Annotated in this window: 18 protein-coding genes; 12 read left to right on the top strand and 6 right to left on the bottom strand. The window is 42.8% G+C overall.

Annotated elements, in window-relative coordinates; genetic code table 11:
• The 9 genes from AACS98_RS06635 to AACS98_RS06675 form a co-directional block, all read left to right on the top strand.
• On the top strand, positions 1-3,032 hold a 3,032-nt coding region (locus tag AACS98_RS06635), incomplete at its 5' end, for a DUF2157 domain-containing protein (RefSeq protein WP_232317118.1).
• Positions 3,033-3,910: 878 nt separating this feature from the next.
• Complete coding sequence (locus tag AACS98_RS06640) at positions 3,911-4,930, top strand: chlorophyll a/b binding light-harvesting protein (protein WP_066377550.1); 1,020 nt, start codon at positions 3,911-3,913, stop codon at positions 4,928-4,930.
• 2 nt (positions 4,931-4,932) lie between these two features.
• Entirely contained in the window at positions 4,933-6,363 is a 1,431-nt protein-coding gene (locus tag AACS98_RS06645; RefSeq protein ID WP_066377556.1) for a chlorophyll a/b binding light-harvesting protein, read from the top strand.
• Positions 6,364-6,378: 15 nt separating this feature from the next.
• Positions 6,379-6,891, top strand: coding sequence for a flavodoxin FldA (gene fldA / locus AACS98_RS06650; protein WP_066377557.1), 513 nt, complete (start codon positions 6,379-6,381; stop codon positions 6,889-6,891).
• 133 nt (positions 6,892-7,024) lie between these two features.
• Entirely contained in the window at positions 7,025-7,777 is a 753-nt protein-coding gene (locus tag AACS98_RS06655) for a hypothetical protein (RefSeq protein WP_066377585.1), read from the top strand.
• 307 nt (positions 7,778-8,084) lie between these two features.
• Positions 8,085-9,119: a chlorophyll a/b binding light-harvesting protein gene (locus AACS98_RS06660; RefSeq protein WP_066377558.1), complete on the top strand. Its 1,035-nt coding sequence runs from the start codon at positions 8,085-8,087 to the stop codon at positions 9,117-9,119.
• 107 nt (positions 9,120-9,226) lie between these two features.
• A complete protein-coding gene (locus tag AACS98_RS06665) occupies positions 9,227-10,189 on the top strand; it encodes a chlorophyll a/b binding light-harvesting protein (RefSeq protein WP_066377559.1) in 963 nt (320 codons plus the stop codon).
• Between the two features lie 113 nt (positions 10,190-10,302).
• Positions 10,303-10,605 (top strand): hypothetical protein, encoded by a 303-nt coding sequence (locus AACS98_RS06670; protein ID WP_197480081.1) that lies wholly within the window; start codon positions 10,303-10,305, stop codon positions 10,603-10,605.
• A 72-nt stretch (positions 10,606-10,677) separates the two neighbouring features.
• On the top strand, positions 10,678-10,926 hold the full coding sequence (locus AACS98_RS06675; protein ID WP_066377562.1) for a DUF7219 family protein: 249 nt from the start codon (positions 10,678-10,680) through the stop codon (positions 10,924-10,926).
• A gap of 157 nt (positions 10,927-11,083) precedes the next feature.
• Here the strand turns inward: AACS98_RS06675 and ftnA are convergent, their stop codons facing one another.
• From ftnA to AACS98_RS06700, 5 genes are all read right to left on the bottom strand, one after another.
• Positions 11,084-11,614: a non-heme ferritin gene (gene ftnA, locus AACS98_RS06680; RefSeq protein ID WP_066377586.1), complete on the bottom strand. Its 531-nt coding sequence runs from the start codon at positions 11,612-11,614 to the stop codon at positions 11,084-11,086.
• A gap of 151 nt (positions 11,615-11,765) precedes the next feature.
• Positions 11,766-11,981, bottom strand: coding sequence for a FeoA family protein (locus AACS98_RS06685; protein ID WP_066377564.1), 216 nt, complete (start codon positions 11,979-11,981; stop codon positions 11,766-11,768).
• A gap of 2 nt (positions 11,982-11,983) precedes the next feature.
• The gene (locus AACS98_RS06690; RefSeq protein WP_066377565.1) at positions 11,984-13,447 is read right to left on the bottom strand and encodes a ferrous iron transporter B; all 1,464 of its coding nucleotides are present in this window, start codon (positions 13,445-13,447) and stop codon (positions 11,984-11,986) included.
• A gap of 71 nt (positions 13,448-13,518) precedes the next feature.
• Positions 13,519-14,082, bottom strand: a complete 564-nt coding sequence (locus AACS98_RS06695) for a FeoB small GTPase domain-containing protein (protein ID WP_232317119.1) — start codon at positions 14,080-14,082, stop codon at positions 13,519-13,521.
• A gap of 302 nt (positions 14,083-14,384) precedes the next feature.
• Positions 14,385-15,335, bottom strand: coding sequence for an NAD-dependent epimerase/dehydratase family protein (locus tag AACS98_RS06700; RefSeq protein WP_066377567.1), 951 nt, complete (start codon positions 15,333-15,335; stop codon positions 14,385-14,387).
• 317 nt (positions 15,336-15,652) lie between these two features.
• On the opposite strand from AACS98_RS06700, the gene purD reads away from it, so the two are divergent.
• Both purD and nblS read left to right on the top strand, forming a co-directional pair.
• A complete protein-coding gene (gene purD / locus AACS98_RS06705; RefSeq protein ID WP_066377569.1) occupies positions 15,653-16,933 on the top strand; it encodes a phosphoribosylamine--glycine ligase in 1,281 nt (426 codons plus the stop codon).
• 240 nt (positions 16,934-17,173) lie between these two features.
• Positions 17,174-19,066 (top strand): two-component system sensor histidine kinase NblS, encoded by a 1,893-nt coding sequence (gene nblS, locus AACS98_RS06710; RefSeq protein ID WP_066377571.1) that lies wholly within the window; start codon positions 17,174-17,176, stop codon positions 19,064-19,066.
• 86 nt (positions 19,067-19,152) lie between these two features.
• On the opposite strand, the gene AACS98_RS06715 is transcribed toward nblS, so the two are convergent.
• Positions 19,153-20,682, bottom strand: coding sequence for a YifB family Mg chelatase-like AAA ATPase (locus AACS98_RS06715; protein ID WP_066377573.1), 1,530 nt, complete (start codon positions 20,680-20,682; stop codon positions 19,153-19,155).
• Positions 20,683-20,749: 67 nt separating this feature from the next.
• Between AACS98_RS06715 and AACS98_RS06720 the strand changes: the two genes are divergently transcribed.
• A complete protein-coding gene (locus tag AACS98_RS06720; RefSeq protein ID WP_066377575.1) occupies positions 20,750-21,100 on the top strand; it encodes a histidine triad nucleotide-binding protein in 351 nt (116 codons plus the stop codon).
• The last annotated feature ends 228 nt before the right edge of the window (positions 21,101-21,328 follow it).

Below are 21,328 nucleotides of genomic sequence, written 5' to 3' on the forward strand. Positions count from 1 at the left end.
TAGCTGTGAGTGGCTTGGCTTTGTGGGTAGTGACACAGCGATTGCAGAGATATAGTAGGCAGTTTGATTTATTATTATTGTTTAGTATTGGTTTACAGGCGACTTGGTTGGGTTGGCGGTTAGTCCCCTCTGGGTGGCAACAATTAGCCGTGACTCTGGGAACGCAACTCACCCATTCACAAAATGAACCTTGGGCTTTATTAAGTGTGGTGTTGTTTCCCTACCTCTTGATGATGGTGGTGGTGATAGAGAGGTTACGCCAAGCTAATAAACGAGAATTATCACATTTTGGCGAAATTGTCAATTTATTATTTGGGACTTGTTTAACTACAATCGCTACTGTAAATCCTAGCTTGCGATCGCTCAATTTACTGTTGTCTACCATCACCTTGGTAGTCGTCAGTAAACGCCGTTATCGTCTGCCTGTTCCCTTGGTGTACCTGACGCACACAATGGCAGTGTTAACATTTTCCTCAATCATTAATTGGTTATTCCCAAATCTCGCATTACATCTGTGGGCGTGTATTTTATTAGTGTTAATGGTGGCAGAGTGGGGATATAGTCTCAGTTATAGTTTGTCACAGGATTTAGCAAACCCCACCCCGACAAATGTAGAGACGTTTCATGCAACGTCTCTACATATTCCCCCTTCCCAACAAGGGGTTAGGGGGTTAGGTGAAAATTTATGGCAGCTGGTGACACAGTGGCGATATAGTCAGAGTAATAGCTTGCCAGAGAATTTAGAAAACCCCTCTCCAAACCTCTCCCCTACAAGGAGAGAGGCTTTAAATATTCCCCCTTCCCTCGCAGGGAAGGGGGTTAGGGGGTTAGGTGAAAATTTATGGCGGGATAGTGCATGGTATATGGGGTTTGCACTTGCCGCCGTGAGTTTTGTATTACTCTGGATAAATACCGCCCCAGCTTGGCAAAGTTTAACTAACACCCCCAACTATTGGGGACTAATTTGGTTAACAACACCTGTAACACTAACAATTTTAGCTAGTCGCACAACTCAACAGCGTACCGTAAATAGCATGGTGAGTGTTTTAACTGTGGGTGTGGCGCAGTTACTCACCTTACCCTACCCAGGAACTCGATTAATAGGTTTAGCGGTGGGTGCTGGGGTGATGTATGCGGATGGTCGGTATTTACGCAGCCGACAAGTTGCGGGTGTTACCATAGGCTTAGGACTAGGTTTCATTGCTGCGTTGCTATGGCAAGGTTTACCGGGTGTACCACGCCTAGCTATACCGGGGTGGTATGTTGTCGGTGCGATCGCTACTATAGGTTTATGGTTAGGAAAAACAGCACTGTCACGACGGAATGATGAATTAAGCGGGATATATGCCGCCGTAAGTGACCAATGGGCGATCGCATTATGTAGTGTAGAGTTAACATTGATGACTCTACATTCTGCCTTAGTCTATCAGGGTGATGTGACGGCGGGATTTTGGTATTTCATCGCCACAACCATCACCTTAACCGCAATTATTTATCGGAGTTGGCGACAACCGACAGACTGGGCATTTTATGGCATCGGTTGGGGTGTAGAGTTGTTAGTTGCCGAGGTGTTGGGTTTTGGTGAACATTCTATTATGAGAATTGCGATCGCTAACATCGCCTTGGGTTTATTCTCCCAGATTTTAGGCGAATGGTGGCGGCGCAGATACCAATTAACAAGACTACCCAGAAGCTTCCACATTTTACCCTTAATGTATGGTGCATTTAGTGTAATTCTGCGGTTGTCTACCTTTACCGATTGGTCGGGGTTGTGTTCTTTAGGTGTAGCATTAATCTTTGTGGGGGTAGGAAGACGCAACCGTGATTTAAAACCTTTACTGTACCTAGGAATTATCGGCGTTTCCGTCTCAGCCTATGAACTGCTATTTTACCAGATGTTACAAACCTCTGGCGGTGGCTTAGGTGACGGTTTAATTGCAATGGCAGCCTTGGGAACGAGTATCATGACAGTGTACCGAGTTCTCGCGCCCTGGCTGGGGACATGGTTACGTCTCACCCCCCAAGAATTGCAAGGAATTGCTCATTTACACTGGGTTTGGAGTAGCGGTTTACTGATGGGTGCGGTGATGCTACCGATAGAAGTTAACCGCATGGTAGGCTTAGGAACAGGAGCATTTTTAATTAGCTATGCCATTTTACAAGGGAAGCAAACAGCTAACGAAAATCAACCTTTAGTATTTGGACGTATTCCCGCAGCCGACTTGTGGGTTTACCTGGGTTTCTTGTTAGTCGGGGGGATGAGGGTTTATTGGCGAGAAACCGCCGTAGGAGAATTATTAGCAGGTTCCTTAGTACCTTGGAATGGTGCGATCGCCTGTGTATTCGCTTACTTTTTATACATTCTACCTTGGCAGCGTTGGCGATGGTCTAAACAACCTTGGCAAATAGCCGCTTACATTCTTCCTCTAGTAGTGCTAGCAGAAATCAGACTGCAAGTTTACCCGATAACCTTAGTCATAGCGGCTGGCTACTACATCTTTCTCGCCAAGATACGGGAAAACATCCGGTTTACATATATTACTGTAGCCTTAATAGATTGGGCGTTATTTTTGTGGTTGGATAGCTTACGCCTAACTGATGGCTTATGGTACGTGACCATCATCAGTTTATCATTGCTGTATCTTGCCCAAGTAGACCCCGCACTGCGACAACCAGAAAATAAACTACCCCGTCACACATTCAGAATTATTGTCAGTGGTGTGATATGTGGCTGGGCGATATTATTTAATCAAAATACTCCATTAATCCCCGGAGGCTTTGCCCTCATTGCGATTTTTGCCGGGTTAGCCTTGCGTGTGCGGGCATTTCTGACTGTGGGTACAGGTGCTTTCTTCATCACCAGTATTTATCAATTAGTCATATTTAGTTTGCGTTACCCCTTCTTAAAATGGGTAGTAGGTTTACTCCTAGGAATTGCCCTAATTTCCATCGCCGCTAACTTTGAAACCCACCGCACACAAATTACATCCTTACTGCGTAATACTAGCAATGAATTTGAAGAATGGGAGTAGTCATCAGTTCAAAACACTGGTTTTGGATTGCTGCAATTTATGAGAAAATTTCCCAGAAAGCAGGTTGTGAAATCGTGACTCTTCAACATTACTGGATTGGCTATGAACCCTTAACTGCCAATACTGTCAATCAGCATTAATCCCAATAGCAGCAAGCTATAACAGGCGAAAAATCAAATCATAGCATGAACCAAACGCCCCCAGATTCCATTACGGAATGCTTGGCGAATGGCGATCGCTTGATTAAATTTATTGAGAAGTAGTTGCAATAATTTAGATAATTTGTTAGATTGTGCTTGTATAAATCTATTACCTCCATTATCAAGCTGTCTTGTGGGAGATTAAATTCTCCCGCACATTTTCCTAATTGAAAAAATCTCAATCAGTCAAGCTAGTTAAATAATTAATTTGACACTCCCCCGACTGCAAAAATTTCGCTATCGCTCATTTTCACAAAAAGTCGGGGGATTCTTTAAAAACAGAGATAGATTATTTTCTCTTACCCCAGCCATTAATAAAAATTATTAGCAACTATTACGGCATGAGTAACAGATTATTTTCCTGTCATAGCCAATAGGAAGATCAGCCTGACAACATGACTACGCTAACCTCAACCTTCAAAAGTCTCAGCTAGACGGTGATTTGGGCAACCACACCAAGCATAAAAATTCCTGTCTCCCCTACACCTAATCGCCAATCCCCAGCAATTTTTTGTGAACTCAACATGATTTTTACAAAAATTTATCTGAATTTACTGAAAAAATCTCTCAATAAATCTGATAAGATATGCTCAAAGCTTATTGAATATATATCTCAATAAGCATTTTCCACATCACAACCATTTCAAACCATTCTTAGGAAATGACACGATGACGAGCATGGCTGTGCAAACCCCAGACTCTATTCCTTGGTGGTCAGGGAACGCTCGGTTAACTAATCTCTCAGGGCGATTGTTAGGCGCTCATGTGGCTCATGCAGGTTTAATCGTCTTCTGGGCAGGGGCAACAACCTTGTTTGAACTCGCCCGTTTCCAGACCTCGCAACCAATGTATGAGCAAGGCTTAATTCTCTTACCCCACTTAGCCACTCTGGGTTGGGGTGTGGGTAGTGGCGGTCAAATTATAGATACCTATCCTTACTTTGTGATTGGAGTCTTACATCTAATTAGCTCTGCCTTTCTGGGTCTAGGCGGAATTTTTCACGCTCTCCGCGGCCCCGCCATTCTCGAAGAGAAATTTTCCTTCTTTGGCTACCGTTGGCAAGATACCAATAAAATGACAACCATCCTGGGCATCCATCTAGTTTTACTAGGACTAGGAGCAGGCTTACTCGTTGCTAAAGCCGTCTTCTTTGGTGGTTTATACGACCCCAGTATCGGAGAAGTACGAGTCATTTCTCACCCCACCTGGAACTTTGCAGCTATCTTTAGCTACTTGTTTGGTAGTCATAAATATTGGATTGCCGGAGTCAATAACTTAGAAGACTTAGTTGGTGGTCACATTTGGGTCAGTATTCTCTGCATTGCAGGAGGTATCTGGCACATTACCAGCGAGCCTTCCGATTTTGTCAAAAGTCTCTTTGTTTGGTCAGGAGAAGCATATCTTTCTTACAGCTTAGGTGCTTTGAGCTTAATGAGTTTGATAGCAGCTTATTTTGTCTCTATCAACACACTGGCTTATCCTGTAGAATTTTACGGGCCAGCTTTGAGTATTGGGTTTGACCGCTTCCCCTACTTCCAAAGTACCGATTTATTATCCTCTCGCGTGTGGTTAGCAAATGCTCACTTTTGGCTGGGCTTTTTCTTCCTCCAAGGGCATCTCTGGCACGCCCTCCGCGCTGCGGGTTTTGATTTCCGCACTGGAAAAGTCTTACGTCCAACCCGTGGCGAGGTAATTTAACTATGACTACTGCAACAATCACCCCCCAACAATATGGATGGTGGGCAGGTAACGCTAGATTTATTGACCTCTCCGGTAGACTCTTAGGAGCGCATATTGCCCATGCAGGGTTAATCGTACTGTGGGCAGGGGCAATGACCCTATTTGAAATCACCAAATATAACGCCTCTCTACCCATACACGAACAAGGGTTAATCTTACTGCCCCATTTAGCAACACTAGGATTTGGTGTTGGTGATGGCGGTCAAATCATTGACACTTATCCCTATTTCGTGATTGGTGTAGTGCATTTAGTCAGTTCGGCTGTACTCGGTGCTGGCGGCATTTATCATGCTCTTTTGGGGCCGGAAGTCTTACCAGAAAACAATCAATTTCCTGGTTTCTTTGGTTACGACTGGAAAGACGAAGACAAGATGACCACAATCATCGGCATTCACTTACTGTTGTTAGGTGTAGGTGCTTGGTTGTTGGTAGCAAAAGCCTTATTCTGGGGTGGTCTTTATGATCCCACAGTCGCATCTGTCAGAGTCATTACCGAACCTACTCTCAACCCCACTCGGATTTTTGGCTACCTCTTCGGTGTATTTGGCAAGCAGGGAATGGCAGCTGTCAATAACTTAGAAGATGTTGTTGGCGGTCATATTTGGGTAGGTATCCTCTGCATTGCTGGGGGATTTTGGCATATCTTCACTCAACCTTTTGCTTGGGCGAAAAATATACTCTTTTGGTCTGGTGAGGCTTACTTATCTTATAGTCTTGCTGCTTTAGGATACATGGGCTTATTGGCAGCATACTTTGTAACTGTCAATGATACTGTTTATCCAACTGAGTTCTACGGCCCCTTGGGATTGAGTAGCACATCAGGAGTGATTTCGGTTCGCACTTGGTTGGCAACCAGTCATTTTGCTTTGGCAATTGTGTTTTTAACTGGTCATATCTGGCACGCTTTGAGAGTACGTGTCCTAGCGGCTGGATTGAATTTTGAACAAGGGGTAGTCAACTATCTGGATACACCAGAATTAGGCAACCTGCAAACCCCAATTAATACTTCTGATTTGACACTGAAGTTTTTGGGAAGTCTGCCTATTTACCGTCCGGGTTTGTCTCCCTTTGCCCGTGGGTTAGAAATTGGTATGGCTCACGGCTATTTCTTACTTGGCCCCTTCGTCAAATTAGGCCCCCTGCGGAATACAGAGTTAGCCAATCAAGCCGGTTTACTGGCAACTATTGGTCTGTTGTTGATTTTATCGATTTGCCTGTGGCTGTATGGCGGCGCATGGTTTAAAGAAGGCAAATCTCCCCAAGGTGAGCTACCAGCAAATCTCAAAACACCTAAGTCTTGGAGTGAGTTTAATGCTGGGTGGATAGTTGGTGGCTGTGGCGGTGCATTGTTTGCTTATTTGTTAATCACCAATAGCAGTTTGTTTTTCTAAATATCAGGTGTAAAAATGTCCAAAAAAATCGGTTTATTCTACGGCACTCAAACTGGTAAAACTGAATCTGTGGCGGAAATTATTCGGGATGAGTTTGGGGATGGTGTGGTAACACTAAACGACATTTCCCAAGCCGAAGCTGCTGATTTTGATGAGTATGAATGTGTGATTGTTGGCTGTCCTACTTGGAATATTGGGGAACTGCAAAGCGATTGGGAAGGCTTTTTCCCAGAATTAGATGCGATAGATTTTAGTGGGAAGATGGTAGCCTATTTTGGCACTGGTGATCAGATAGGCTATGCTGATAATTTTCAGGATGCTATGGGTATTTTGGAAGAAAAAATTGCTGAACGTGGTGGCAAAACTGTAGGCTATTGGCCAGTAGATGGCTATGATTTTAATGATTCTAAGGCTTTGAGAAATGGTAAGTTTGTCGGCTTGGCGATTGATGAGGATAATCAATCTGATTTGACTGATGAACGAATAAAGGCTTGGGTTTCTCAGTTGAAGAAAGAGTTTGGTTTGTAGTTTGATTATTTGTACCTGATGTTTGACCACTGATGCACACAGATAATTTAGTTTTTCAACGCCAAGGAACGCTAAGGTTGGAAAACAATCTGTGTGTGTTTGTGGTTATTTAATTTTAGTTTTTGGGGTTTTTATGTCTGATGAGATTGATGTTGTGTGGATCAGTTCTAGTCCTGTGTTGCAGCGTTTCGATCAGCCATTACTACAATACATAGCAAAATATGTGAATGTGGCTCAGTGGGAATATCGTTATGGTAAGGATGAAGCTGGTTCGATAGATGAGGCTGTAACTTTATTGGATGAGTTTTTGTCACAGTGTTCTCATCCAGTAAATTTAGCAGGTCATGGTGCGGGGGGTGCGATCGCTTTAAGTTATGCGCGGCGATATCCTGAAAAAGTGCGATCGCTGACTTTACTCGCTGTTGGCTATAAACCTGCAAACACTTGGCACGCTTACTATTATCTGCAAAGACAATTATTTACTATCAGCCGTGAGCAGGTGTTAGCAACTAATGTTCGCCATCTGTTTGGTGAGCAACCAACTCATACAACTAAAAAATTAATCGCCGTGCTCAATAAAGATTTAGAGCAAACCCCCTTGTTACACTCTCTTTTCCAGTTGGTAGATTTACCTACAGGTGGGGTTTCTATGCCCATGATGGTATGTGGTAGCAAGAATGATTCCATTGTTAATTCACCCGCATTACACAACTGGGTGCATTACTTTAAACCTGAAGACAATCTCTGGGAATGCCCCCAAGGATATCATTTTTTCCACTACTTCTATCCTCAACAAGTCGGCGAAAAAATTTTGAATTTTTGGCAAATTTATTATCCACAACCAATGGACGCAAATACGCTATTTTACAGCAGTTTTATCAATTAACAACTATGTTCTAGGGGCGTAAATACTCCCCTATTTAATTTGTTCTGCCCACTGTTTGACAGCGACGAAATTAGCTATTGTCGCCGATTTTTTGCTGTTAAATTGACTGCTAATAATAATTGTTAAGTTGTGTAAAAAGTACTGTTAATTAAGAATTATTTTCAATAAACTATATTTGTCATCACCCAAATCAACTATTAACTTCAAGCATTAAATTAACTCTAGTTATTCTCTCAACTTTTTGATGTTGAAGTTAATCAGCCAATACTTGAGTATTTCTAGCAACAACTCTATAAATTAGAAACCAATGCAGACATACGATAATCCCAACGTCAAATATGATTGGTGGGTTGGTAATGCCCGCTTCGCCGACCTCTCTGGCTTATTTATCGGCGCACACGTAGCCCAAGCTGCACTGACAACCCTCTGGGCGGGGGCGTTTACATGGTTTGAAATTTCTCGTTACAAACCCGACATCCCAATGGGTGAGCAAGGACTGATCTTGTTACCCCATTTAGCTACTTTGGGTTTTGGTGTCGGTGCAGGTGGTCAAGTAGTCGATACTTACCCTTACTTCGTCATCGGAGCTTTGCATTTAATCTCGTCTGCCGTTTTGGGAGCAGGTGCGCTCTTTCATACCTTCAAAGGGCCACGCAATTTAAAGAACACTACTGGTTCTGCTCGGAAATTTCACTTTGAATGGAACGATCCGAAACAACTCGGTTTGATTTTAGGACATCACCTCCTGTTTTTAGGCGTAGCAGCTTTATTACTGGTAGGAAAAGCTATGTTTTGGGGAGGACTATACGACGCGACCACTCAAGCTGTCAGAGTAGTCAGCCATCCCACCCTCAACCCCTTTGTGATCTATGGCTATCAAACTCACTTTGCCAGTGTTAACAACCTAGAGGATTTAGTGGGTGGTCATATATATGTAGGTTTAATTCTCATTGGTGGCGGTATTTGGCACATCATCAAAGAGCCATTACCTTGGGCAAAAAACCTGTTACTCTTTTCTGGTGAAGCAATTCTTTCTTACTCTTTGGGTGGTATTGCCTTAGCTGGGTTTGTTGCCGCTTATTTTTGTGCAGTCAACACCTTAGCTTATCCTGTAGAGTTCTATGGTGCGCCCTTAGAATTAAAGTTTGGTATCACTCCTTATTTTGCCGATACAGTCAAGTTAGCCAATGGCGGCTACAGTGCCAGAGCATGGTTAGCTAATGCCCACTTTTTCTTAGCTTTCTTCTTCTTGCAAGGTCATCTGTGGCACGCGCTACGCGCTATTGGTGTTGACTTTAGGCAAATTGAAAAGTCATTAAATGCCATTAGTAGTGCTGAGTAATTAGTCATCATTTGTCAGTTTTGATCTCGCTCTCTGAGTGATCAGGATGAGGTTAGCGTGCTGAGTTATCTATAGACTCAGCACTTTTCTAAAGAGGATAGGTAACAGTGGCAATTTCTACTGATAGAACTTTTGCAGCAAACACACAATTACCTTGGTTAATTGGTAATGCTCGTTTGACTGATTTATCTGGTCAATTATTAGGCGCACATATTGCCCATGCAGGCTTAATTATGTTTTGGGCGGGAACAACAACCATCACAGAAGTAATTCGCTTTGTTCCTGATGTTCCCATGTATGAGCAAGGTTTAATTCTATTACCACACCTAGCAACTTTAGGATGGGGAGTAGGTACTGGTGGTCAAGTAGTTGATACCTATCCCTATTTTGTCATTGGTGTACTGCATTTAATTTCCTCTGCGGTGTTGGGTGCTGGTGGACTATTTCATGTGTTTCGCGCTCCGGCAATTTTATACAATAACGGTGGCAGAGCAGCGAAATTTCACTATGAATGGAATGACCCTAAACAATTAAGTTTAATTTTAGGACATCACCTAATTATTCTGGGTTTAGGAGCATTCTTGCTCGTACTAAAAGCTATGTTTTTTGGCGGCATTTATGACACCCATTTGGGAGATGTGCGCCTGATTTCTAACCCTACTCTTAACCCAAGCAGAATTTTTGGTTATTTAGTCGGGTTGAAAGATAATATTTGGCATCCTTTAGGACTAGCCAGTGTTGACAATTTAGAAGATGTCATCGGTGGTCATATTTGGATTGGCGGCATTTTAATTTTGGGCGGTGTATGGCATATTATTGTGCAGCCCTTTGCTTGGTTAAGAAGAATTTTACCAATAGAAAATGGTGAGGAAATTCTGGCTTACAGTTTGCTCGGTTTAGCTTTGATGGCTTGGATTTCTGCCAGCTTTGTGGGATATAATACTACAGTTTTCCCAACAGAGTTTTACGGTTCAGAACGTTTAGGTTTGGCAAATATTCAGTTCTTTTTAGGAATATTAGCCTTCTTAGGTTATGCTTGGCACGCTTGGAGGGCGCGTAGCATTTCCTAATCATTTCCAGTTCCCTCAACACTAGCTATTCTCAAGTTCCTTCCCCTGCCTGCGGTTGCAATTAGTGAACTGTGGGCAATTTCCTCAAACTTTTTTTGGAGTAACAAATAGTGATGGCTACGATTTTGTGTGCCTTATCTGCTTGGGCGATAATGATTTTATTGCTTTGGAGTTTTTGGACGACTCTCAAAAAAGGCATCAGTTTTTTGTGGAAATTACATCAAGTTCCTTGTCATAATTGCGAATTTTTTACTAATGATTATCGGCTAAAGTGTACTGTACATCCTAAAAAAGCTTGTTCGGAACAGGCGATTGGCTGTATTGATTTTGAGCCAAAAACTGCTACTTGCAATGCTTGTCAAAAGGGGAGAACATGGAAAATTCGTAATAAAATTGCCCGATATAATGCAAATTGATCTAGATAAATAAGAATATTTTAGCTCAGTTATCGAATCATTAATTTTTCAACCTATTCCTCATTAAAAGCCATGAATCTTCACTCTGATTTTCTCTCGGAATTATGTGATTTTCTCTATCCTCGTCATCCCTATCATGGACAATTCAAGGCTGATTATGTAGCTTTTAATGCCCATCTGCAAGAGTTTTCTCAACGAGTTAACTATATTTCGAATCTCCAAACAGGCGGCAAAATTTCTCCTGAAGAAGCTTATAAACAAATTCACCATCTTTGGAAGCAGTTAAAACAAATGAAGAAATCTCTAGCAATAGATAATTAATTACCAAGTTCGGGCTGATGCAGTAAACATCTGTTAGGGTTGGTAGTAGTGCGGGTTTACCGATATCTGGGTTAATCATGGATGATATCTGTAAACTCGCCCCTAATTTATTGCTGAAATATAAGGACTAAAGTCCTTACTACGAACTCGTTGATTTTCATGCAGATGCAGTCATCGCTGTTGCTTCTTTACCTTTACTAGCTGCTAGATTGGCAATTTCTCGGTCAATAAAAAATATACCCTGTCCTTCTGTGCCAATCAGGTTAATTTTGTCGAGAATTCCTTTAAACAAAAATTCTTCTTGATGTTGTTCGGCAACATACCATTGCAGAAATTGTAGGGTAGAATAATCTGGTTCTGTATTCGCTAAATGTACTAAATCATTAATCTTACGAGTAATGGACTGTTCATGTTCATAGATTTGTTCAAACAGTTCCTTCAAAGAAGAAAAATGGCTAGGTGGAGCTTGCATTCCATTGATTACTGCTAATGCACCTGTTTCATGCAAATAATTGAGTAGGCGACGCATGTGCATCATTTCTTCATCAGCGTGTTGACTCAAAAAGGTAGCGCATCCATCTAAAGCTTTGTAGGCACACCAAGAACTCATTTGTAGATAAAGATGGGAAGAATACATTTCTAAGTTGATTTGTTCATTCAACCGATCAATCATTGCTTGAGACAGCATATTTTTCATTCCTTGCTATACCATTCTTATTTTTTTGACTTTAGATTTTCGATTGGGAATAAAAAATCAAAATTCACAAGGGAAAATAGTTTGAAGTTTGAATTTTGAATTTTGAATTGGTTTATCCCCAATACCCAGACACGACTCAAGGCTATTCCACAAAAATAGTTTGGGCTGTTTCCTGATCTAAGGCTGTGCGGGTTCTGCCAACCATGATGATGTAGGATGGAAAGCGTTGTTCCAGCACTAAATTACTACCTGGTAAAATACCAAATGCCATCAGCTTTTGTAAAATTGCATTATCTTCAGTTTGCAAACAAACTACCTTTTGTAGTTGACCAATTTTGACAGTTGATAAGGCGTTCATAATTAAAAGTTGACTCCAAATAAGGTTAAGCCAAGATTGACAAGGTATCCGATCAGGAATGCAAAGGGGAAAATAAACAATACAATCGCAACTGTAGTTTTCGTTCCCCGTTCTTTAATCAGCATTTGCAATTGGGCAACACAGGGTAAAAACAACGTCAACACAATCGCCGCAACTACTAACTGATTACCTGTGAGAGTTCCTTGTTGCTGTAAATCAAACAGTCCGGCTGCACCATAATCTCTTCTAAAGAAGCCATAGAGAAATATTGGTGCTGCTTGGGCTGGCATTCCTAACGCTAGGGTGATCGGTTCAATTGCCCGGATAATTGCATCAAATAATCCGGTTAATCTTCCTGCCCAAATCAATACTGATGCCCAAATAAACAAAGGTAAAACTTCGATAAAATACCACTTCATCCGCACCCAGGTTTTAATTAGCACGTTCCGCAATTTGGGTAGACGTAAAGGTGGTACTTCCATGTAAAATCTGCCAGAACTACCGGGTAATAATTTGGCGGTGAGATAGCCAACTACTATAAAGATGGCAGAAATAAAACCTCCCCAAAATAGCAAAGCGGCGGGTTTTTGTGCTAATAACCCTACTATCACGCCCCATTGCGCCGCACAGGGAATAGCCAGGGAGAGTAAAAAGGTGGCAATTAACCTTTCCCGTTTGGTTTCTAAGGTGCGGGTGACAATTGTGGCCATTGTGTCACACCCTAAGCCTAATACCATTGGAATGACAGCGCGACCAGATAAGCCTACGGATTTGAATAGGCGATCCAACATTAAAGATAGACGTGGCAGATAGCCGCTATCTTCTAGTAAGGAGAACATCAAGAAGTAAGTGGCAACTACAGGTAACACAATCGCTGTAGCGTAGCGAATCCCCAAGGTGATGATGCCATAATCGTGAGCAATCAAGTCTTGAATTGGTTGCCAGGGAATGACTTGAGAGGTGATTTGGTCAACTACTGGGTTGATTTGCTCCTCAAAAAAGGTTTCGATGCGATCAACCAGTTCCCCTGCACCAAATTCACCAACAAATTTGTAAACTCCGTAGTAAAGGATGACAACCAGGATGGGGAATCCTGTAATGGGGTTGACTGTGAGTTTGTGAATTGTTTCAGTCAGTGGCGATCGCCCCTGTCTGGTTTCCTGCAAAACTGCTCTTTCTATAGCATGAGCGTTACTTTGACGAGAGTTAGCGATCGCTAATCCAATCGGTTGTTTAAGTTGATTTTGCGTGACGGTAATCAAGACTTCCAGATGACGGCATTGTTCTTGATCCCGTTGCATAGTTTGCCATAGTCCTGGGTCTTTCTGTAATAGTAATAAAGCTAGACTACGGGGTGAGAGTGAGTAATTATGAAATAAATAGCGGTCTCCTAATGTTTGCCACCAGGATTCGAGTTGGGCGATCGCTGCCTCAATCGGTTCTGGATAAATAACTTGGCTCATCATGCCCTTTCCTCCTGAGTCCAATTCTCAATACCAGTTATGCAAAATTCTCAATTGTGAATTTTGAATTGTAATTAAGCCGGTATCATGGCTGCTGGAACAGGCAGGAATGGGGCAATTCTGTGTTTTAATTCATCTACACCTTGGTTCAAAGCTGCTGCCATGCAAACTACGGGAATTTCCAATTCCATCTCCAGCGTGTCTTGTCGCAATTCCAGCCCCCAACGATGAGCTTCATCCATCATGTTGACAGCGAGTAAAACAGGTAGTCCAGCTTCTATGAGTTGAAAAGTGAGAGGCAACATTCTGCCCAAATTTTTGCCATCTACCACATGAATCACGGCTGCTACAGGTTCAACTAACAATAAATCTCTGGCAACCTTTTCTTCTTCACTGATAGGCAAAAGGGAATACATCCCTGGGGTATCAATGACTGTGATAATTTGCTCCCCAATCTGTGCCAGTCCCTTACTCACTTCTACCGTTGTACCGGGGTAATTAGATACTGTGACATAAATTCCTGTCAAGGCATTAAACAGTACACTCTTACCCACATTGGGCATTCCTACCAGGGCAATTGGTTGACTTGAGGAAGCCTCTCCAACCCAAGATTGCTGTCTTTTGCGAAGAAATTGCAATCCACGGGATTTTTTTCCACACGATTGTCCTTGTGATTTACATTTATGGCATTCCATAGAAATTTATTGTTGAGATTTACTGCAACTTATTCTCAACTTAAATTGTGAGGATCTTGTGAGGAAATGTCATATAGGTTCACAGTAGACTGTTTATTTCGCTACTCCCCGTGTTTCTTGAAAGAGGGTGAAGGTGGGTTTGCCCGTGTCTTTAGACTGGGGAGTGTGAAAGCGAGAAACCGCAATCAAATCTTAACAGTCCCAATCCCCAGTCTCTTTGAGTCCTTAATCCTCAATCATCATTTTCAAGCATACAAAGCTTTAATCCATTGCCATTCTTGCATTAAACCCTGCCTCAAAGAAACTTGTGTTTGAAATCCCAAAATTTGCCGCGCCTTAGAAACATCAGCAGCCGTGTGTCTAGCATCTCCCATCGCTTTTTCAATATGATTTCTCTTGATGGGTTTGCCAACCACTTCTTCCATCATGTCAAGAACTGCTGCTAAAACTACTCGACTACCACCACCAATATTAAAAATTTCCCCTACTGCTTCCGGTACTCTAGCAGCAGCCAAATTCGCCGCCACAGTATCACTCACAAATGTAAAGTCTCGCGTTTGCTGTCCATCACCATAGATGGGAATGGCTTCATCTTGCAAAACCGCTTTGAAAAATTTATGAAAAGCCATATCAGGCCGTTGTCTGGGGCCGTAAACACTGAAATAACGTAGAGCTACAATAGGCACACCAAAATTTTTATGATAGAGTCCACACAAACGCTCGGCAGCTAGTTTAGTAATACCATAAGGTGAAACTGGTTGTGGCGGAATTTCTTCATGGGTGGGTAAGGTTTCCGCATCACCATATACACTAGACGTAGATGCAAACACTAATCTAGTTAATTTTTTAGCATCTTTAGCCGCTTCTAATATCACTTGAGTAGCGTTGATATTACATTCGGTGTAAGCACGAAAAGCTTTACCCCAACTTGCTCTCACTCCTGGTTGCGCTGCTTGATGATAAACAATTTCTACATCTTGTAAAAGTTTTGACCAATCTAATAGTTGAATATCACTGTCAATTAAGGTAAAGTTTGGAAAAGATTGTAAATGAGCAATATTCTTGTGTTTTAACGTCGGTTCGTAGTAATCGTTAAATACATCAATCCCAATTACTTCATTGCCTTGTTTTACAAGTGTTTCCACAAGATGAGAGCCAATAAATCCAGCAGCCCCAGTTACGATAATTTTAGTCATGTATTCCAGTTGATGAATATTTTCTAACCTCAGTAATCTTGATCATGATTCATCGTCATTAGTTCTCGGTCATGTTAAATTCATTTACCGTTTGACTTTTGATATCATTGACGATGAATTAGTGTTAATTTGCACATTGTCACACTTAAAAAACTCTGCTCTCTTTTCCCTACACTCTTGCGGTTCTCTAATGATAAGTCATGAACTACAAATGATATAACTTAACTGGGGTACTTGCATAAGGGTAAGAATTGGTGAAGAATTGATCCGCAAGCTGTCCAAGATTCTTATTTCACCAGGGACGCAAGAGGAAATCAGTGAAAGTTATAGTTGTAGGTAATGGTGGGCGCGAACACGCTCTAGCATGGAAACTGTTGCGATCGCCCCAAGTTGAACAAGTTGTCTGTATACCGGGTAATGGTGGCACAGCCAGCATGGCACGTTGTCAAAATGTCGCCTTGGCAGTCGATGACTTTGAAGGTATCAGTCAATACGCCCTAGAAAATGGGATTTCTTTAGTGGTAGTCGGGCCTGAAGTACCCCTAGCTAAAGGTATTACCGACTATTTGCAAGACAAAGGGCTGATGGTATTCGGCCCCAGCAAAGCCGGAGCGCAAATTGAAGCGAGTAAAGCTTGGGCAAAAGCCCTGATGCAAGAGGCAGGAATTCCTACAGCCAAAGCGTCGGTATTTACAGAGGCGGCAGCAGCTAAAAGTTATGTGAAAGCTCAGGGTGCGCCGATTGTCGTGAAAGCAGACGGGTTAGCAGCCGGCAAGGGTGTCACCGTTGCTAGCACAGTCGCCGAGGCAGAAACCGCCATTGATGCCATATTTCAAGGACAATTTGGTAGTGCCGGGGAATTTGTAGTTATTGAAGAATGTTTAATCGGGCAAGAAGTTTCAGTTTTAGCCTTAACTGATGGCGTGACAATTCGCCCCCTATTGCCAGCGCAAGACCATAAACGCGTCGGGGAAGGTGATACAGGCGAAAATACAGGTGGGATGGGAGCTTATGCCCCTGCACCGATAGCCACACCGGAAATTATGGCACGGGTGCAAACAGAAGTTTTAGAAAGAGCGATCGCCACCTTAAAATCTAAAGGTATTGATTATCGTGGCATCCTCTACGCTGGCTTGATGATTTCACCCGATGGCGACTTGAAAGTTTTAGAATTTAACTGCCGCTTTGGTGATCCTGAAACTCAAGTCATTTTGCCAATGTTGGCGACACCCCTAGAAGAATTAATTTTGGCTTGTGTACAGCAGCGTTTAGGCGAGTTACCCCCCATTGCTTGGCACGAAGGCGCAGCCGCCACAGTCGTAGCCGCATCTGGTGGTTATCCAGGGAATTACGAAAAAGGCAAAGTCATCACCGGCATTAATCAAGCAGAAGCCGCAGAGGTAACGGTATTTCATGCTGGTACAAAATTAAATCAGCAACAGGAAATAGTCACCGATGGCGGACGAGTCTTAAATGTTACCGCTATCGGCGAAAACTTTGACCAAGCCCTAGCCAAAGCCTACAAAGGCTTACAATCTATTCAATTCGAGGGGATGTATTACCGTAGAGATATCGGGTATAGAGTCAAGAGTCTGTAGAGGGGATGAGGGAGATGAGGGAGATGAGGGTGCAGGGTGCAGGGGGGAGAAGAGTTTCCCCATTTCTCCCTGCTCAGAGTTCCAATTCCTTTGATTTCCCAGTCAAGAGTCACCAGTCAAGAGTCACCAGTCCCCATAACTCTTGACTAATCACTAAGTTATTACCCGTTTGTCAAATTAACTGTTAATTTTTTAGTTGTTGGGGTGATTAACTGGAACTACTAACAACTTTAATTTGAGATGCTGGCGTTGTTCAAAACAATTCGAGAAGCGATCGCCAATTGGTGGTCAGAATTCACTCTCCAAACTAAACTGTTGGCTGTAGCCACTTTGGTGGTTTCTTTGGTGATGAGTGGTCTAACTTTCTGGGCGGTGAATACTATTCAGCAGGATGCCCGGATGAATGATACCCGTTTTGGGCGAGATTTGGGGCTATTACTGGCTGCTAACATTTCTCCTTTAGTAGCTGACCAAAATTTCACCGAAATAGCTAGATTTTCCCAACGCTTTTATAGCACCACCTCTAGTGTGCGCTATATGCTCTACGCCGATGAAACCGGGAAAATCTATTTTGGCATTCCTTTTTGGGAACCAGAGGTGGAAAACTCCCTGACAATTGAGCGACGGATAGAACTCCCAGAAGACTATCCAGGGGAAGGGGATAAACCAATGGTGCGGCAACATAACACACCAGATGGTGTTGTGACAGATGTGTTTATTCCCCTGATTGTCGATAAACAATATTTAGGTGTATTGGCAATTGGCATTAACCCCAACCAAACTGCTGTCATCTCATCTAATCTCACCCGTGATGTGACTATTGCTGTGTTCATCACAATTTGGGTGATGGTGATTTTAGCCGGAGTAATTAACGCTTTAACTATCACCAAGCCCATTAAAGAACTACTCGTAGGTGTCAAACAAATCGCCGCCGGCAATTTCAAACAGCGCATCGACTTACCCCTAGGCGGTGAACTCGGAGAGTTAATTTTAAACTTTAATGAAATGGCAGAACGCCTAGAACGCTATGAAGAGCAAAACATTGAAGAATTAACCGCCGAAAAAGCCAAGCTAGAAACCCTAGTTTCCACCATCGCCGATGGGGCTGTGTTAATTGACAATAATATGCAGGTGATTTTAGTCAACCCCACAGCCCGACATATTTTTGGTTGGGAAAATGGTGATGATGTAGTCGGTGGCAATGTTTTACATTATTTACCGCCGATGGTGCAGATGGAAATCACCAAACCCCTGTATGAAATGGCAGGTGGGGAACGTGATAGTGCTGAGTTTCGCATTCCTCTGAATCAACCGATTAAGCGCACCATCCGCATCTTGTTAACAACGGTACTCAATCTACAAAGGGAGAGTATCAAAGGCATTGCCATCACAGTCCAAGATATCACCCGTGAGGTGGAACTAAACGAAGCCAAAAGTCAATTTATTAGCAACGTTTCCCACGAACTCCGCACGCCTTTATTTAACATCAAATCATTTATTGAAACTTTACACGACTACGGCGAAGATTTAAGCGTAGAACAAAGACGGGAATTTTTGCAAACGGTGAACAATGAAACTGATCGCTTAACTCGGTTAGTTAATGATGTGTTAGATTTATCGAAGCTGGAATCTGGTAAAACTTATAATTTCGATGGCGTAGATTTAGCCCAAGCAATTGAACAAACGCTGCGAACCTACCAACTCAATGCTAGAGATAAATGTATTGAACTAATTCAGGACGTTGCCCCTGGCTTGCCGCTAGTCGTGGGTAATTATGATTTATTACTGCAAGTTTTAGCTAACTTAGTTGGTAATGCCTTAAAATTTACTCAAGCTGGTGGTAAAGTGGCAATTCGAGCCTATAAATTAGATGCCAACACCACCTCTCATAGTGAACCCGCCCATGTGCGCGTAGAAATTGCTGATACTGGTATTGGCATCGCTCCAGAAGACCAACAGGCAATTTTTGACCGCTTCTTCCGTGTAGAAAACCGCGTTCATACCCTGGAAGGCACAGGTTTAGGTTTATCAATCGTTAGAAATATCATAGAACGTCACCATAGTCAAGTACATCTGGTGAGTGAAGTTAGTGTTGGTACTACTTTTTGGTTTGACTTAACTTTGTTTGAGTGAGGGTGTAAGGGAGATGAGGGGGATGAAGGGGATGAGGGAGATGAGGAAAAAATTCTTTCCCAGTCCCCAGTCCCCAGTCCCCAGTCCTACAGCATTCTATCTATCGTGCGATATTGTATGGCTTCCGCCAGATGATGCGGTTGGAGGTTTTCATCTCCTGCTAAATCTGCAATAGTCCTGGCTACTTTGAGAATGCGATCGCTGGCTCTGGCTGATAAACCTAATTTTTTAATCGCTGTTTCCAATAAAATCCGGCTCGGATCATCCAATTTACACCATATCTGCAAATGCCGACTTTGCATTTGGGCATTACAACGCAGATTTGTCTCTCCTTGAAACCGAGTAGTGGCGCGATCGCGTGCTTTTTGTACCCTTTCCCTAATGGAACTTGAGGCTTCTCCTAAAGGTTGTTGGGTAATTTCTTCTGGTTTCAAGCGATTTACCGCCACTTGCAAATCAATCCGATCCATCAAGGGGCCGGAAAGTTTCGCCCAATATTGTTCTCTTTGTCTTGGTGAACAGGTACACTGTTGAATAGTATCCCCATAGTAACCACAAGGACAGGGATTCGTGCTAGCAACCAAAGTAAATTGTGCTGGAAAGGTTACTGATTGTCTGGTGCGGGAAATTGTCACATAACCGTCTTCTAAAGGTTGGCGGAGAAATTCTAAGACATCCCGCTTAAATTCGGTTAACTCGTCTAAAAATAAGACCCCAAGGTGGGATAAAGAAATTTCCCCAGGGCGAGGAAAACTACCGCCACCTACCAAAGACGGGCCTGATGCTGAATGGTGGGGACTGCGGAATGGGCGATCGCGTACTAACGAACCCCGATTTTTCAGCAACCCAGCCACAGAGTGAATCCGAGTGACTTCCAGTGCTTCCGAAAAACCCAAAGGTGGTAAAATACCAGGTAACCGCCTCGCTAACATCGTTTTGCCGCTACCTGGAGGCCCGACAAACACCAAATTATGTCCTCCAGCCGCCGCAATTTCTAACGCACGACGGGCGTGAGCCTGTCCTTTGACATCTTTTAAATCCGCAGTCGGATAAGATGCTGACAAAACATCCTGTGATTTTTCTAACTGCACAGGCTGGTATTTCCCTGGATGATTTAATAAATCAACCACCTCAGACAAATTTTTACAGCCATACACAGCCAAACCTTGTACTACTGCTGCTTCTTGAGCATTATCAGCAGGAACAACTAAACCTGTGATTCCCATTTTCTGAGCAGTCGCAGCAATCGGTAACACACCAGCAACCGGGCGCAGACTACCATCTAAAGAAACTTCACCTAAAAAAAGATAATCACCCAACAAATCCGGGCTAACTTGCTCAGAAGCGGCTAAAATGCCCACACTAATCGGTAAATCAAAACTAGGGCCTTCCTTGCGTAAATCTGCCGGAGTCAAGTTAATCACAATTTTCCGCATGGGAAAGGCAAAACCAGCATTTTTCAACGTGGCTTTGACTCTTTCCTTCGATTCTTGCACGGCACTGTCTGGCAGTCCTAAAACTACAATCCCCGGTAAACCCCCTGACACATCGACTTCTACGCCCACTTTCACAGCATCGATGCCGACAATTGACGCACTCCAGACTCTTGCAAGCATTGGTTAAATCTTTCTTCTATCAACAGTAACCCTTTAAAATCTCTAGCAGATGAGTAATTAGAACCGCATGAGTGAAACCACAGAGACAATTTTCAGCAAAATCATCCGGCGAGAAATTCCAGCCAATATTGTTTATGAGGATGACTTAGCCCTGGCTTTCAAAGACATCAACCCCCAAGCACCTGTACATCTTCTGGTGATTCCGAAAAAACCCATTCCCAAATTAGCTGATGCTACACCGGAAGATCAGGCTCTTTTGGGTCATCTGTTGTTAACAGCCAAGCTGGTGGCGGAAAAAGCTGGACTAGATGATGGCTATCGGGTTGTGATCAATACGGGTAATGATGGCGGTCAAACTGTCTACCACTTACATTTACACATTTTAGGTGGGCGATCGCTCGCATGGCCTCCTGGTTGATGTAATCAAATTAATCGCGTCTGTGGACGCGATTAATAAGTAAATTAAATCTCAAATATAAATAAATATTAAGTTACATCTCTTTACAAAACTTAATTTAGGTTTTAAGGTAGTAGACAGGTAAGGAAAAGTACCTACCTAACATTCATAAAACATCTATCGTCATCATAAAAACATGACCGCAACCTTACAACAACGCCAAAGCGCGAACGTATGGGAGCAGTTCTG

Source organism: Anabaena sp. CA = ATCC 33047 (assembly GCF_963870205.1).
In the GTDB taxonomy this organism is placed as follows: Bacteria; Cyanobacteriota; Cyanobacteriia; order Cyanobacteriales; family Nostocaceae; genus Trichormus.

What these genes read in the sequence shown, in the direction of transcription:
- fldA (WP_066377557.1), top strand. Translation starts at nt 6,379, where the DNA reads ATGTCCAAAAAAATCGGTTTATTCTACGGCACTCAAACTGGTAAAACT.
- AACS98_RS06700 (WP_066377567.1), bottom strand. Translation starts at nt 15,335, where the DNA reads ATGACTAAAATTATCGTAACTGGGGCTGCTGGATTTATTGGCTCTCAT.
- nblS (WP_066377571.1), top strand. Translation starts at nt 17,174, where the DNA reads ATGCTGGCGTTGTTCAAAACAATTCGAGAAGCGATCGCCAATTGGTGG.
- AACS98_RS06720 (WP_066377575.1), top strand. Translation starts at nt 20,750, where the DNA reads ATGAGTGAAACCACAGAGACAATTTTCAGCAAAATCATCCGGCGAGAA.
- AACS98_RS06640 (WP_066377550.1), top strand. Translation starts at nt 3,911, where the DNA reads ATGGCTGTGCAAACCCCAGACTCTATTCCTTGGTGGTCAGGGAACGCT.
- AACS98_RS06655 (WP_066377585.1), top strand. Translation starts at nt 7,025, where the DNA reads ATGTCTGATGAGATTGATGTTGTGTGGATCAGTTCTAGTCCTGTGTTG.
- AACS98_RS06690 (WP_066377565.1), bottom strand. Translation starts at nt 13,447, where the DNA reads ATGATGAGCCAAGTTATTTATCCAGAACCGATTGAGGCAGCGATCGCC.
- AACS98_RS06685 (WP_066377564.1), bottom strand. Translation starts at nt 11,981, where the DNA reads ATGAACGCCTTATCAACTGTCAAAATTGGTCAACTACAAAAGGTAGTT.
- AACS98_RS06660 (WP_066377558.1), top strand. Translation starts at nt 8,085, where the DNA reads ATGCAGACATACGATAATCCCAACGTCAAATATGATTGGTGGGTTGGT.
- AACS98_RS06675 (WP_066377562.1), top strand. Translation starts at nt 10,678, where the DNA reads ATGAATCTTCACTCTGATTTTCTCTCGGAATTATGTGATTTTCTCTAT.
- AACS98_RS06645 (WP_066377556.1), top strand. Translation starts at nt 4,933, where the DNA reads ATGACTACTGCAACAATCACCCCCCAACAATATGGATGGTGGGCAGGT.
- AACS98_RS06715 (WP_066377573.1), bottom strand. Translation starts at nt 20,682, where the DNA reads ATGCTTGCAAGAGTCTGGAGTGCGTCAATTGTCGGCATCGATGCTGTG.
- AACS98_RS06670 (WP_197480081.1), top strand. Translation starts at nt 10,303, where the DNA reads ATGGCTACGATTTTGTGTGCCTTATCTGCTTGGGCGATAATGATTTTA.
- ftnA (WP_066377586.1), bottom strand. Translation starts at nt 11,614, where the DNA reads ATGCTGTCTCAAGCAATGATTGATCGGTTGAATGAACAAATCAACTTA.